Raw genomic sequence first — 13,814 nt, forward strand, 5'->3', positions numbered from 1 at the left:
GATTGGCGTTGAACGTGCCCTGTTGGTACAGCTCCGTGGCTGTACCTCGAGTTGTTAGAAAAACAGGATCATTTGAAAAATGGCCACATACGAAATCCTGATTGCCGATGACCACCCTCTTTTTCGTAGCGCCCTGCATCAAGCGTTGACCCTGGGCCTGGGCCCGGAAGTCCGTCTGGTGGAAGTGGCAAGCATTGCCGAGCTGGAAACCCGTCTGGACGAGAAGTCCGACTGGGATCTGGTGCTGCTGGACCTGAACATGCCGGGGGCCTACGGTTTTTCAGGGCTGGTGCTGTTGCGCGGTCAGTATCCGCAGATTCCGGTGGTCATGGTGTCGGCCCAGGAAGAAGCCTCGATCATGGTCAAGTCCCGTGAATTCGGCGCCAGCGGCTTCATCCCCAAGTCCAGTGATCTGAGCGTCATCCAGAAAGCCGTACGTACGGTGCTCGATGGTGATGTGTTCTGGCCACCCCAGGCGTTTGAGGCGGTCAGCGTTTCCGCTGAAGCCAAGGCCGCCAGCGAAGGCCTTGCGAGCCTGACGCCGCAGCAATTTCGTGTTCTGACCATGGTCTGTGAAGGTTTGTTGAACAAGCAGATTGCCTACGAGCTGAGCGTTTCCGAAGCGACGATCAAGGCCCACGTGACGGCGATTTTTCGCAAGCTGAATGTGCGGACCCGGACCCAGGCGGCGTTGCTTCTGCAACAACTTGAGTCAATTTCTAGCTAACCGGGCGCGGCGCGTTCACGCTTTTTTGACTGTGCTTAATCTAGCCTTCCCACTTCATTTTTTGGTCAGCTGCCTACTTTATGTCACCTTTCAAAGGCCAAACCGGCCTCAAACGCATCCTCAACGCCTCCGGTTATTCGCTGGACGGTCTGCGCGCAGCCTTCACCGGCGAAGCGGCCTTTCGGCAACTGGTGCTGCTCAACGTCATATTGATCCCGCTGTCGTTCTTCCTGAACGTCAGTCGCGTCGAGCAAGCGTTGCTGATTGCAGTCTGCCTGTTGGCGTTGATTGTCGAATTGCTCAATTCGGCAGTGGAAGCGGCCATCGACCGTATTTCCCTTGAATTGCACCCATTGTCCAAGAACGCCAAAGACATGGGCAGCGCCGCTCAGCTCGTAGCCTTGAGCATGATCGCGCTGGTCTGGGCGGTCATCCTGCTCTAAGCGATGGTGGGCAGAACGATCTCGTCGCTGCGCTGAACCCCAGCGGTGAACGCGCGGCACAGGTCGAGGAATTCACGCATCGCCGACGTCTGATATTTCTGTTTGTGCCAGATGAAATAGAACTGCCGCGCCAGATCCAGATCCGGTGTTTCTACGGGCACCAGGCTGCCGCGGCGGAATGCGTCGCGCAGTGCCAGGCGAGAAATGCAGCCAATCCCCAACCCGGACTCCACCGCACGCTTGATCGCTTCGGTGTGTTCCAGTTCCAGCCGGATATTCAGCGAGCTGCGATGGTGACGCATAGCCTGGTCAAAGGTCAGTCGCGTGCCGGAGCCCTGTTCCCGCAGAATCCAGGCCTCGTGGGTCAGCTCTTCCATGGTCGCCGTGCCGCGCTTGGCCAGTGGATGCTGGGGCGCACAGAACACCACCAATTCATCCTCGACCCAGCTCTGCACTTCGATGTCCGGATGACTGCAGTCGCCTTCGATTAGACCCAGATCAATTTCATAGTGGGCGACTTGCTGCACAATGTTGGCAGTGTTCTGCACGTGCAGCTTCACCTGGCTTTCCGGATGGCGCTGCATGAAGCTGCCGATCAGCAAGGTGGCCAGGTAATTGCCGATGGTCAGGGTCGCGCCGACCGCCAGAGAGCCGAATCCCGACTTGCCATTGAGCAAGTCTTCGATTTCTTTGGACTGGTCGAGCAGCGCCACCGCTTGCGGCAACAGCTGTTTACCGAGGGCGTTGAGGCTCAGCCGTTTGCCGGCGCGATCGAACAGCTGACAGCTGGACTGACGCTCTAGCTCGGTGATCGAGGTGCTCGCCGCCGATTGCGAGAGGTTGAGCAGACCCGCAGCACGGGATACGCTTTCCTGCTGGGCGACGGCGACGAATACTTGAAGTTGACGGAGAGTAAATCGCATATCGATATAACCGATAACCCTTATCTTAATAATCCAGTTAACAGATATTGTCGCTGCCATTAGAATGCGATGCAATTGCGCACAGCAGCTCATTTTTTGCAGAGCAGGCGCAGAGCACGCGCAGACCAAATCTCCAGGAGTCCCACGTACATGAGCAACATGAACCACGAGCGTGTCCTCAGTGTTCATCACTGGAACGACACTCTGTTCAGCTTCAAGTGCACCCGCGATCCGGGCCTGCGCTTCGAGAACGGTCAGTTCGTGATGATCGGCCTGCAACAGCCCAACGGCCGGCCGCTCATGCGCGCTTACTCGATTGCCAGCCCGAACTGGGAAGAGCATCTCGAGTTCTTCAGCATCAAGGTGCCTGATGGCCCGCTGACTTCCCAGCTGCAGCATCTGAAGGAAGGCGACGAGATCATCATCAGCAAGAAGCCTACCGGCACGCTGGTGCTGGATGACTTGAAGCCTGGCAAACATTTGTACCTGCTCAGCACCGGTACCGGGCTGGCGCCGTTCATGAGCGTCATCCAGGACCCGGAAACCTACGAGCGTTTCGAAAAAGTGATCCTGTGCCACGGCGTACGTTACGTCAACGAAGTCGCTTACCGCGAGTTCATCACCGAGCACTTGCCGCAGAACGAGTTCTTCGGCGAGGCCCTGCGTGACAAGTTGATCTACTACCCGACCGTGACCCGCGAGCCGTTCGAGAACGAAGGTCGCCTGACCGACCTGATGCGCAGCGGCAAGCTGTTCAGCGACATCGGTCTGCCACCGATCAACCCGCAAGACGACCGCGCCATGCTGTGCGGCAGCCCGAGCATGCTCGACGAGACCAGCGAAGTGTTGAACAGCTTCGGCCTGAAAGTGTCGCCGCGGATGCGCGAGCCGGGTGATTACCTGATCGAGCGAGCATTCGTCGAGAAGTAAGAAACCTGCATGACTGAAAAGCCCCCATTGCCTGTGCAGGCAATGGGGGCTTTTTTATGCCGGACACAAACCTTGTAGGAGCACGGCTTGCCCGCGATGGCGTCCCTGAGAGCGCCATCGCGAGCAAGCTTTGCTCCTACAAGTGGGGTACGGGGATAACCTCGAGAACGCGGATAACTCCGGCTTCGGGATAGTGCCAGCGCACATCCAGGTCCCAGAACTGCGCGCCGTACTCCCGTTCGGGTGTAGGAATCTGGTACGCCGGACGTGGGTCTTGTGCCAGGCATTGCTCGATCAACTCCACCAACGGTTCTTCAAGGCGCTGAGCATGGTCGTGAGCCTGTTGCAGCGCTGAATCCGTCCACTGCACGGGAATCAGCTGCGGCGCAGCGCTGGCGATGCTGTTGGAGGCCGTATCGATGATGTCGGCGTAAGGCACGTAGGGTTTGATGTCGAGAATCGGCGTGCCGTCCAGCAGGTCGATGCCGGATATCCACAGGCGATTGGCTTCAACCTTGTCCAGCTTCACCACGGATTGGCCGATGCCATTGGGCCGATGCGTCGCGCGGGTGGCGAACACACCCATGGATTTGTTACCGCCGAGACGAGGAGGGCGGACTTTCAGTCGTGGCTTTTCTTCCAGGGCCTGGTGAAACAGGAACAGCAGCCACACGTGGCTGACCTGTTCCAGACCTTGCACCGCATCGCCCTGATCGAACGGCGCCACCAGTTCCAGCACGCCGCGAGCGGCCGGGGCCAGTTGTGGCTGGCGCGGGATGGCGAACTTCTCCTTGAAACAGGAGCGCACGAAGCCGATGGGGGAAACGCTGTAGGTCATGGTCTGGGGTCGAGGCGGGGGTGTGGGCGGGCATGATAACCCGAGCGACCGTCAGATCGGTGGCGCCTGTCAGTCCGCCATCGCGAGCAGGCTCGCTCCCACATTTAATTTGCGGCGGGCACAAATGTTGTGGTCACAGCAAGCCCCTGTGGGAGCGAGCCTGCTCGCGATGGCCGCACCACCGATCTTAGAGGCTGAACCCACCATCCAAAGGAATAATATTCCCAGTCATATACGCCCCAGCCGTACTCGCCAGACTGATCGCCAGCGCCGCCATCTCTTCCTCCCGGCCCCAGCGTTTCATTGGAATCAACGCCGTATCGTCGGCCAGCGCCTGCTCATCATTGCCGATGTGCTGAGTCATCTTGCTCGGAAAACGCCCCGGCGCGATGACGTTGACGTTGATGTGCTGGCTCACCAACTCCCGCGCCAGAATCCGTGACAGTTGATGCAGGGCAGCTTTACTCGGCCCATAGGCATAAGCCTGCTCGCCGAAGGACGAAATGCCCGCCACTGAACCGATATTGATAATTCGCGCCGGATTCGCTGCCGAACCGGCCTTTCGCAGCAGCGGTAAAAACTGCTGAATGCAGTTGAACACCGAGGTCACGTTCAGCTGCATGACCTTTTCCCAGCCCTTGACCGGGTAGCTTTCCAGCGGCGCGCCCCACGTGGTGCCGGCGTTGTTCACCAGAATATCCAGATGAGTGATCTGCTCGCCCAGTCGCGTAGCCAGTTGAAGCACGCCTTCTTCGGTGGCGAGGTTGGCCGCCACTCCGTGGCAACGACCGAATGCGCTCAATTCATCAGCCGTTTGCTGACAGGCTTCGGCATCCCGGGCGCAGACGTACACGGTGGCGCCGGCCTCGACATAGGCCTTGGCGATCATTTTGCCGATACCACGGGTGCCGCCGGTCACCAGAGCGGTGCGGCCGTGCAGGGAAAAATACGGGTGCATGGCGAATCCTGAGAGCTGAGGGTCAATACACCCTAGTCGTCAGCCGCCGGAAGCGGAGCCACTATTTTTGCGAGGAATGAAGCTCTATGTGTAGGAGCAAAGCTTGCTCGCGATGGCGTCTTTGAAATCGCCATCGCCAGCAAGCTGTGCTCCTACAGGGCAGGGCGCCGATTACTGCGGGCGAACGCGCAGGGTCAGGCCCTTGAGGAAGTTGCGCAGCAACTGGTCGCCGCACGGGCGGTAGTTGGTGTGGCCGAACTTGCGGAACAGCGCGCTCAACTCAGGCTTGGACACCGGGAACTCGGAGGCCTTGAGGATGGCGTGCATGTCGTCTTCTTTCAGTTCGAAAGCCACACGCAGTTTCTTCAGGATGATGTTGTTGGTCACTGGTACTTCGATTGGCTGTGGCGGACGGCTTTCGTCCTTGCCGCGCTTGAAGATCACCAGGCCATCGAGGAAATGTGCAATGACTTCATCCGGGCAGCGTACGAAGCCTTCCTCGTCTTCCTCTTTCTTGTCGAGGTATGTCACCAGGTCTTCCAGGGCCACGTCCATGCCGCCGAGCTTGATGATCTCGATGACTTTCTTGTCGCTGATGTCGAGCATGTAGCGCACGCTGCGCAGTACGTCGTTATGAATCATGGTGTGCAGTCCTGATATTCAGCAGTGGGCGCCGCATAAACAGCGGCGCCAAAATGTGTGGCGGCGTGAAAAGTCTTAGAACTTCTCTTTGCCGGACAGGTAGCGCCATTGCCCCAACGGCACTTTGCCGATGGACACGCCGCCAATGCGGATGCGGCGGATGGCGACAACCTTCAGGCCTACGGCCTGGCAGAACAGGGCGATGACGCCCGGTTGTGGGTTCTTCATCGCAAAACGCAGGCGGTTTTCGTTCTGCCAGCTGGCTTTGACCGGCGGCAGTTCCTTGCCCTTGTAGGTCAGGCCGTGGTTCAGGCGGTTGAGGCCGTGAGCCACCATGTCGCCTTCAACTTCGACCACATACTCTTGCTCGATCTTGGCGGAGTCGGCAGTGAGTTTGCGCAGGATCTTCCAGTCCTGGGTGAACACCAAAAGACCGCTGGCGTTGGCCTGCAGGTCGGTGCTGGCGGTCAGGCGCAGGAAGTGGCCCTTGAGCGGACGTTTGCTGAAGCGGTGTTCTTCGCTCAAGGTCTCGGCGCTGATCGTTGCCATGGCCGTTTCCGCATCCATGCCCACGGGCACGTTCAGCAGGATGGTCACCGGTTCCGGCGCAGTGGCCTTGGCTTCCGGATCAAGCTCGACTTTCTGGTTCTCGACCTTGAACTGCGGCTCGTCGATGACTTCACCGTCCACGGTGACCCAGCCGCCCTCGATGAACAGCTCAGCCTCCCGACGGGAACAGCCGACGAGTTCGATGAGGCGTTTGGAGAGACGAATCGGGTCAGTCATGACAGGGCCGTAACAAAAAAGGGGTGGGCATTGTACCTGCCTGGCGCCGGTTAATCCCGGCTCCATTTGCGCCGTGTGGCTTTTTGTGGGAGTGAGCCTGCTCGCGATAGCGGTAGTCCAGTCAATTTATCTGTTGAATGACACACCGCTATCGCGAGCAGGCTCACTCCCACACTTAATCCGTGTTGTGTCAGCCATGCCGCGAATGTTGCTGGTTTTGGCGCAAACGCATGTGCAGCAGCGGATAAGGCTGGCCCATGCCATCGACTTCCGAACGGCCAATCACCTCGAAGCCCTGTTTGAAGTAGAACCCCAGCGCTTGCGGGTTCTGTTCGTTGACGTCCAGTTCATCGGCATTCAGGTGTTCCATCGCATAGCGTAGCAACTGCTTGCCCAGGCCCTGGCCACGGTGAGCCGGATCGATGAAGAGCATTTCGATCTTGCCTGCCGCAACCCCGGCGAACCCGGTGATGCGCTGGCGCGGGTCTTTGGTGCAGATCAGCATCACCGCATCGAGGTAGCGGGTCAGCACCAGGTTCTTCAACAATTCGATGTAGCTGTCCGGCAGAAAGTCATGGGTGGCACGCACCGAGGCTTCCCAGACCTGAGTGAGCTCTTCGTAGTCGCTCTGTTTCGGCGTGTGGATGACCGAATGTTGGCGCATGGCCGGCTGCCCCTTTTGCAGTTGATGGTGCGAATCCTTTCTCCCACAAAACGATAGACGTAAAAAAGCCCCGCATCTCGTCAAGAGAGCGGGGCTTTTCGTATTTTTTGCGTTTAGATCTGTTCAGCCCACAGGTCGTATTCGTCGGCGTCGGTCACTTTGCACCAGACTTTATCGCCTGGTTTCAGGTTGCTGCCGTTGTCGATGAACACATTGCCGTCGATTTCCGGGGCATCGAAGAAGCAGCGGCCAACCGCGCCTTGTTCGTCGACTTCATCGACCAGCACTTCGATTTCACGGCCGACGCGCATTTGCAGGCGTGCCGAACTGATGGCTTGCTGGTGCGCCATGAAGCGATCCCAGCGGTCTTGCTTGACGTCGTCCGGCACGATGGCCGCGTCCAGCAGGTTGGCCGGTGCGCCTTCGACCGGCGAGTACTGGAAGCAGCCGACGCGATCGAGTTGCGCTTCGGTCAGCCAGTTCAGCAGGTACTGGAAGTCTTCTTCGGTTTCGCCGGGGAAGCCGACGATGAAGGTCGAACGGATGATCAGGTCCGGGCAGATCTCGCGCCAGTTCTTGATGCGGGCCAGGGTCTTGTCTTCGAAGGCCGGGCGTTTCATCGCTTTGAGGATTTTCGGGCTGGCGTGCTGGAACGGGATGTCCAGGTACGGCAGGATCTTGCCGGCGGCCATCAGCGGAATCAGCTCGTCGACGTGCGGGTACGGGTAAACGTAGTGCAGACGAACCCAGACGCCGAGGGTGCTCAAGGCTTCGCAGAGTTCGGTCATGCGGGTTTTCACCGGCGCGCCGTTCCAGAAACCGGTGCGGTATTTCACGTCGACGCCGTAGGCGCTGGTGTCTTGCGAGATCACCAACAGCTCTTTGACGCCGGCCTTGACCAGGCGCTGAGCCTCGTCCAGTACGTCACCGACCGGGCGGCTGACCAGTTTGCCGCGCATCGACGGGATGATGCAGAAGCTGCAGCTGTGGTTGCAGCCTTCGGAAATCTTCAGGTAGGCATAGTGGCGCGGGGTCAGCTTGATGCCTTGCGGCGGCACCAGGTCGATCAGCGGGTTGTGATCCTGGCGCGGCGGCACGGCGTCGTGCACGGCGTTGACCACCTGCTCGTACTGCTGCGGACCGGTCACGGCCAATACGCTTGGGTGCACCTTGCGAATATTGCCTTCTTCGACGCCCATGCAGCCGGTCACGATGACCTTGCCGTTTTCCTTGATGGCTTCGCCGATCACTTCCAAAGACTCAGCCTTGGCCGAGTCGATGAAGCCGCAGGTGTTGACCACCACGACATCGGCGTCCTCGTAAGTGGACACAACGTCATAGCCTTCCATGCGCAGCTGGGTAAGGATGCGCTCGGAGTCGACCAGTGCTTTGGGGCAACCCAGGGATACGAAGCCAACCTTTGGATTGGCCGGCGCAGGAGTGGTGGACATGTCTAACCTCGGTATTTGTGACGCCTCCAGCCGAGGACGGCAAGGCGACAGACGGGCGCTTGGCGTCCTGCCTCGTGAATACGCTGCTTTTTGACGAGTGACTGTTGTAGCCAGGCAAGGCGCCGCGCCGAGTCATAGCTTGCTATGGCGAGAAGCGGCAACGCAGTATGGCAACAACAGGCGCCGTCAAAAAACAGCGGTATTCGCGAGGCAGGACGCTTAGCCTCTGATCAAAAAGTGCGCAATTCTAGCGATGAGAGGCGCACTTGACCAGCTTTATGCAGGGAAATACGACGAGTGCTGCGCTATGCTTCGCGCCTTTACGCTTTACCGATTTTTTACAGTCAACAAAACGTCTGTAACAGTAAGTAAAACGGTGCATGCTGCACGGCAAAGCATAGTGCTTCTTATAAGAAGTCCGGATCTGGGTAGTAGGAGTTTTGGATGGGGCAGGCAAGTAGTCAGGCGGCGGGCGCTGAGCATTCGGCGGCAAAACCGATCGGCATGCTGGTCGCGGCGGTCGGGGTGGTTTATGGCGATATCGGCACGAGCCCGCTGTACACCCTTAAAGAAGTGTTTTCCGGTGCCTATGGCGTGCCGGTCAACCATGACGGCGTGTTGGGCATCCTGGCGCTGATCTTCTGGTCGCTGATCTGGGTCGTTTCGATCAAGTACATGATGTTCGTACTGCGCGCCGACAACCAGGGCGAAGGCGGGATCATGGCCTTGACCGCCCTCGCTCGGCGGGCGGCGGCGGGGCATCCGAAGTTGCGTAGTTTGCTGGTGGTCTGCGGGCTGATCGGCGCGGCGTTGTTCTACGGCGACAGCATGATCACGCCGGCGATTTCCGTACTCTCGGCGATTGAAGGCCTGGGACTGGCTTTCGAGGGTATCGACCATTGGGTGGTGCCACTGTCGCTGATCGTGCTGGTGGCGCTGTTCCTGATTCAGAGTCACGGTACCGCGCGGATCGGCATTCTGTTCGGGCCGATCATGGTGACCTGGTTTGTGGTGCTGGGGGCGCTGGGTGTCTACGGCATCCTGCAGCACCCGGAAGTGCTGCAAGCGATGAACCCGGTCTGGGGCGTGCGCTTCTTCGTCGTGCACCCGGGCATGGGCGTGGCGATTCTCGGCGCGGTGGTGCTGGCGTTGACCGGTGCCGAAGCGCTGTACGCCGACATGGGCCACTTCGGTCGCAAGCCGATCGCTCGCGCATGGTTCATCCTTGTGCTGCCGGCACTGGTGCTGAACTACTTCGGCCAAGGCGCGTTGCTGCTCGGTGACCCGGAAGCCGCTCGTAACCCGTTCTACTTGTTGGCACCGAGCTGGGCGCTGATTCCGTTGGTGGGGTTGTCGACCCTTGCCACCGTGATTGCCTCCCAGGCGGTGATTTCCGGTGCGTTCTCACTGACCCGTCAGGCGATCCAGCTCGGCTACATTCCACGCATGCACATCCGGCACACCTCCAGTGCCGAACAAGGCCAGATCTACATTGGCGCGGTGAACTGGGCGCTGATGGTCGGCGTCATCCTGTTGGTGCTGGGCTTCGAGTCCTCCGGCGCGCTGGCTTCGGCTTACGGCGTGGCCGTGACGGGCACGATGCTGATGACCACCATCCTGGTGTCGGCGGTGATATTGCTGCTGTGGAAATGGCCGCCGGTCCTCGCGGTTCCGCTGTTGATCGGATTCCTCTTGGTGGACGGTCTGTACTTCGCTGCCAACGTGCCGAAAATCATTCAGGGCGGGGCGTTCCCGGTGATCGCCGGTATCGTGCTGTTTGTGCTGATGACCACCTGGAAGCGCGGCAAGCAACTGCTGGTCGATCGTCTCGACGAAGGTGGATTGCCGCTGCCGATCTTCATCAGCAGCATCGCCGTGCAACCACCGCATCGCGTTCAGGGCACCGCGGTGTTTCTGACCGCGCGCCCGGACGCCGTACCCCACGCGCTGTTGCACAACCTGCTGCATAACCAGGTGCTGCACGAGCAAGTGGTGCTGCTGACGGTGGTGTACGAAGACATCCCGCGGGTGCCTGCATCCCGGCGTTTCGAGGTTGACTCCTACGGCGAAGGTTTCTTCCGCGTAATCCTGCACTTTGGCTTCGTCGACGAGCCGGATGTGCCGCAAGCGCTGAAGCTGTGTCATCTCGATGACCTGGACTTCAGTCCGATGCGCACCACCTACTTCCTCAGCCGCGAGACGGTCATCGCTTCCAAACTCGAAGGTATGGCCCGCTGGCGTGAGGGGTTGTTCGCCTTCATGTTGCAGAACGCCAACGGCAATTTGCGCTTCTTCAATCTGCCGCTGAACCGGGTGATTGAACTGGGGACGCAGGTGGAGATGTAAGCCACAACAAAAAGCCCTCGTTGCCATTTCGGTAGCGGGGGCTTTTTTGTGTCTGATGACTTGAATCCACTTGCTATCCCCTTGTGGGAGCGAGCCTGCTCGCGATGAGGACCTGACATTCAACATGGATGTTGACTGGCAGAGCTCTATCGCGAGCAGGCTCGCTCCCACAAGGGCTGCGGTGTGATTTGCTTTCGGGCAGCTATTTTTTAGATTCGGCTTTTGTCCGGGCAGGTGGCGGTAGCGGCGTCAGTACCTTCACCGCATCATCAATCACGGCCTTACTCATTGCCGTCAGGTAATGCGCGGCCCAGGAGTGTCGGTCGGTGTCGCGGGCGTAGGCAGCATCTTTAGTCAGCTCCTTGGCAAGGAACAGAAAATCAGAGGCCATGGCTAGCGCGTCACCGAGGGGGACGTCTCGACTGACACGGAACAGTGCCTGGTTTGAGCAGTAGATGAAGGGGGTGAGGCCGATGGTTTTTAGTTCTGAGGGTGTGGACGGATTTGTTTTGCTCATTGTTTCGCTCCTTAAAACGAGGAGCTGCCGCATTCGTTACCACACGAATGGGTGGCAGCTGTACGCAGGGTGGTAAACCGGAGGAGCAAAGAAACCGGCAGACCCGAAGGTCTCTCACGCACAGCCGCCATAACACGGGATTACAGACGTAAAAACGCACGAAATCGTGATGGGAGCGGAGTTGCACTTTGCCTAACCGGGTTACCACACCCGATCGCTGAATGGTCAGCGACAGCCGGAGAGTATCCCGTCGAAGAAAAGCGCAACAAGGCATCAAAGTGCCCAAACGCGAGATTCGGAGTTTGCCTACAAGGTCTGCGGGTGTCATCCGATATTGCGACACCTTGAAGTAAACAAAACTAAACGCGGCGGGGCAGGTTTCCCGGTGAAACCTGATAAATATCGGAAGGTCTTGACGGCTCGATATTTTCAATGAGACAAGTGTCCACGTTTTATGGAATGTGGACACTTGGAGTTTCTAGCTTCATGAAGAGTCAAGATGTTTTGCTTTTGTTCAAGATGGCCAGCCTGCATGCCCAGGAAGAAAACCTCTTTGGGAAGATGGAATCTGAGTCGAATTCGAACAGGGTTGAGGAATTGTTGAAGCCCCGGCAGATAAATCGAATGACGGCAGGGGGGCGAGTGGGGGAGTCGCTAGCCACCTACCTTACTGGTGGTGAAGACGTGGTATTCCACCGCCGGGAGTTCGACTCATCCTTGGGCGAGGAGGATGGATGGGAGGGGTGGTCGGAATCCGTACCTTCTGCGCCGCTGACGAGCTGGAGTGAAGCTTACTCGTTGCGTGCGTTGTCAGCGTCTCTTGGGCTAAGCAAAAGTGAGATTTCCAACTCCATGGCAAGATGTCGCGAGTCTGGATTGCTGACCAATGACTACGACACCGGGCTTGCGAAAGTTAATCGGCGAGAGCTGCTGAAAATCACCGAGCACGCGCTGAAATACTTTTTTCCCGTGAAGCCGGGCGCAATGGTTCGCGGTATTCCAACAGGCTTCGCAGCACCAGCGCTGTCCAAAAGTATCAAGAGCGCGGGCGGGCTGATTCCGGTTTGGCCTGATGCACTCGGAACTGAGCGTGGTCAGGCGATAGAGCCGCTCTACAAAACTGTGCCGGAAGCGGTGAAGAAGGACAGAATCCTTTATCACTATCTTGCGCTTGTTGATGCGATCCGTCTTGGCGGCCCGCGAGAGTGTGGTGTGGCGGTTGGCATTCTAAAAGCAGGGATGGGGCTGAAATAACATGTCATCAAATGCTGATCACAACTATGAGCTCATAGAGTTTGTTGCAGACGGCTTGGGGGAGGAGTTTCTCGCTGAGGTTGCCTTCGTCGGCGGTTGCACCACGGCCATGCTGGTTACTGACGCTTCAGTGCTGGACGACATTCGTTTCACCGATGATGTTGACTTGGTGATCGAACTGGCAGGTATTAGCGCCTGGCAACGCCTCACAGAAAGGCTGGCGGCCAAGAACTTCAAGATCACCGGTGAGGATGAAGTTAACTGTCGTTTCCGCTTCAACGACGTTGTCGTTGATGTGATGCCTTCTGATCCTGCAGTTCTCGGATATGCCAATCGTTGGTTCGTGGAGGGGCTGTCGAGGGCTGATAAATTTACGTTGCCCAGTGGTACGGTCATCCAGATATTTAAACCGACCTACTTTCTTGCGACGAAGCTAGAGGCATTTAGCGGTCGCGGTGAGGGCGATCCGTACCACAAAGACGTCGAAGACATCATTATTTTGATTGATGGTCGTACAGAACTTTTGGAAGAAGTTCGCCAGGCTGAGCCTGAGCTCAAGGGCTTCATTACGACTGGAATTCGAAAGCTCACGGCGCTCAGTGGTATCGACTACGTGATTGAAAGCTCGGGCTCGGTGCAGGCGAATCCAGGTAGAGGGCGAATCATCCACATGCGCATGAAGGATCTGGGCAGCGCATGAGATACACGAGCAGGTCAGTAATCGGACGGACCAGGAAAGCCAATCATGACTGTGCTGGAGCGCTGTGCGACGGCGACAGAGGGCTGTTCGTCATCACGGACGGTACGTCGAAGCCCGGCAGTGGCCAACTGGCTGAATGTTTCGTAAGAGGTGTTTTAGCGGCCTACCCGAAACACATGGATCGGGAGGGTGATATCACTGAGCATGGAGCAGTTGAGCAAGTACTTGGTTCAGTGCTGGCCGAGCTTCACCCCACTTTGTATGCGGAGCAGACAGGAACTACGTGTTACCTGATCGGTTTTGCTGCTCATGGGAAGCTCACGCTTGCGTATGAGGGGGACTGTTCGTGCGGTGTAGTGACACCGGCAGGCACGATCGAGTGGATTACGCCGCCTCACTGCAAGGCCAATTGGAGGCGCGACCGTTCGCACTGTGAGCTGGCGCAAGATCCGGCTCGAAACTGGGTAACCCGATGCCTGAAGGTTAATCGTGCGCCGGCCCCTGACTTTGTTTTTCACCAATTGGCCGTCGGTGAGCGACTGTTGTTCGTAACCGATGGCTTCTGGGCGGAGTTAACGGAGTCGCAGCAACGCAGTTTGCTGGCAGCACCGGATAGCGACTTTATCGCTGTTGAA

14 protein-coding genes are annotated in these 13,814 nt (G+C 58.2%); 6 read left to right on the plus strand and 8 right to left on the minus strand.

What is annotated here, in order from left to right; translation table 11 throughout:
• Nucleotides 1-79 precede the first annotated feature (79 nt).
• Nucleotides 80-727 (plus strand): response regulator transcription factor ErdR, encoded by a 648-nt coding sequence (gene erdR, locus PMI27_RS07840; RefSeq protein WP_008153980.1) that lies wholly within the window; start codon nt 80-82, stop codon nt 725-727.
• An 80-nt stretch (nt 728-807) separates the two neighbouring features.
• Nucleotides 808-1,170 (plus strand): diacylglycerol kinase, encoded by a 363-nt coding sequence (locus PMI27_RS07835; protein ID WP_008153979.1) that lies wholly within the window; start codon nt 808-810, stop codon nt 1,168-1,170.
• On the opposite strand, the gene PMI27_RS07830 is transcribed toward PMI27_RS07835, so the two are convergent.
• On the minus strand, nt 1,167-2,093 hold the full coding sequence (locus PMI27_RS07830) for a LysR family transcriptional regulator (RefSeq protein WP_008153977.1): 927 nt from the start codon (nt 2,091-2,093) through the stop codon (nt 1,167-1,169). The two genes, PMI27_RS07835 and PMI27_RS07830, sit on opposite strands and share 4 nt — an antisense overlap.
• 150 nt (nt 2,094-2,243) lie before the next feature.
• On the opposite strand from PMI27_RS07830, the gene fpr reads away from it, so the two are divergent.
• Nucleotides 2,244-3,023 carry a ferredoxin-NADP reductase gene (gene fpr, locus PMI27_RS07825; protein WP_003443014.1) on the plus strand — a complete coding sequence of 260 codons (780 nt, stop codon included), beginning with the start codon at nt 2,244-2,246 and terminating at the stop codon, nt 3,021-3,023.
• 136 nt (nt 3,024-3,159) lie between these two features.
• On the opposite strand, the gene tsaA is transcribed toward fpr, so the two are convergent.
• The 6 genes from tsaA to rimO all read right to left on the minus strand — a co-directional run bounded on the left by tsaA (nt 3,160) and on the right by rimO (nt 8,362).
• Nucleotides 3,160-3,861, minus strand: a complete 702-nt coding sequence (tsaA, locus tag PMI27_RS07820; protein WP_008153975.1) for a tRNA (N6-threonylcarbamoyladenosine(37)-N6)-methyltransferase TrmO — start codon at nt 3,859-3,861, stop codon at nt 3,160-3,162.
• A gap of 187 nt (nt 3,862-4,048) precedes the next feature.
• Nucleotides 4,049-4,819 (minus strand): SDR family oxidoreductase, encoded by a 771-nt coding sequence (locus tag PMI27_RS07815; protein WP_008153973.1) that lies wholly within the window; start codon nt 4,817-4,819, stop codon nt 4,049-4,051.
• A gap of 171 nt (nt 4,820-4,990) precedes the next feature.
• Complete coding sequence (locus PMI27_RS07810) at nt 4,991-5,461, minus strand: DUF1456 family protein (RefSeq protein WP_008153972.1); 471 nt, start codon at nt 5,459-5,461, stop codon at nt 4,991-4,993.
• Nucleotides 5,462-5,536: 75 nt separating this feature from the next.
• Complete coding sequence (locus PMI27_RS07805) at nt 5,537-6,247, minus strand: rRNA pseudouridine synthase (RefSeq protein WP_008153970.1); 711 nt, start codon at nt 6,245-6,247, stop codon at nt 5,537-5,539.
• Nucleotides 6,248-6,437: 190 nt separating this feature from the next.
• The gene (locus PMI27_RS07800; protein WP_008153969.1) at nt 6,438-6,911 is read right to left on the minus strand and encodes a GNAT family N-acetyltransferase; all 474 of its coding nucleotides are present in this window, start codon (nt 6,909-6,911) and stop codon (nt 6,438-6,440) included.
• A 113-nt stretch (nt 6,912-7,024) separates the two neighbouring features.
• A complete protein-coding gene (gene rimO, locus PMI27_RS07795; RefSeq protein WP_008153968.1) occupies nt 7,025-8,362 on the minus strand; it encodes a 30S ribosomal protein S12 methylthiotransferase RimO in 1,338 nt (445 codons plus the stop codon).
• Between the two features lie 444 nt (nt 8,363-8,806).
• Between rimO and PMI27_RS07790 the strand changes: the two genes are divergently transcribed.
• Complete coding sequence (locus PMI27_RS07790; RefSeq protein ID WP_008153965.1) at nt 8,807-10,708, plus strand: potassium transporter Kup; 1,902 nt, start codon at nt 8,807-8,809, stop codon at nt 10,706-10,708.
• A 202-nt stretch (nt 10,709-10,910) separates the two neighbouring features.
• On the opposite strand, the gene PMI27_RS07785 is transcribed toward PMI27_RS07790, so the two are convergent.
• On the minus strand, nt 10,911-11,225 hold the full coding sequence (locus PMI27_RS07785; RefSeq protein WP_008153963.1) for a DUF3077 domain-containing protein: 315 nt from the start codon (nt 11,223-11,225) through the stop codon (nt 10,911-10,913).
• A 486-nt stretch (nt 11,226-11,711) separates the two neighbouring features.
• On the opposite strand from PMI27_RS07785, the gene PMI27_RS07780 reads away from it, so the two are divergent.
• Both PMI27_RS07780 and PMI27_RS07775 read left to right on the plus strand, forming a co-directional pair.
• Nucleotides 11,712-12,479: a hypothetical protein gene (locus PMI27_RS07780; protein ID WP_008153961.1), complete on the plus strand. Its 768-nt coding sequence runs from the start codon at nt 11,712-11,714 to the stop codon at nt 12,477-12,479.
• Between the two features lies 1 nt (nt 12,480).
• Entirely contained in the window at nt 12,481-13,179 is a 699-nt protein-coding gene (locus PMI27_RS07775; protein ID WP_008153959.1) for a hypothetical protein, read from the plus strand.
• Nucleotides 13,180-13,814 lie beyond the last annotated feature (635 nt).

Source organism: Pseudomonas sp. GM41(2012) (assembly GCF_000282315.2).
Classification (GTDB): Bacteria; Pseudomonadota; Gammaproteobacteria; order Pseudomonadales; family Pseudomonadaceae; genus Aquipseudomonas.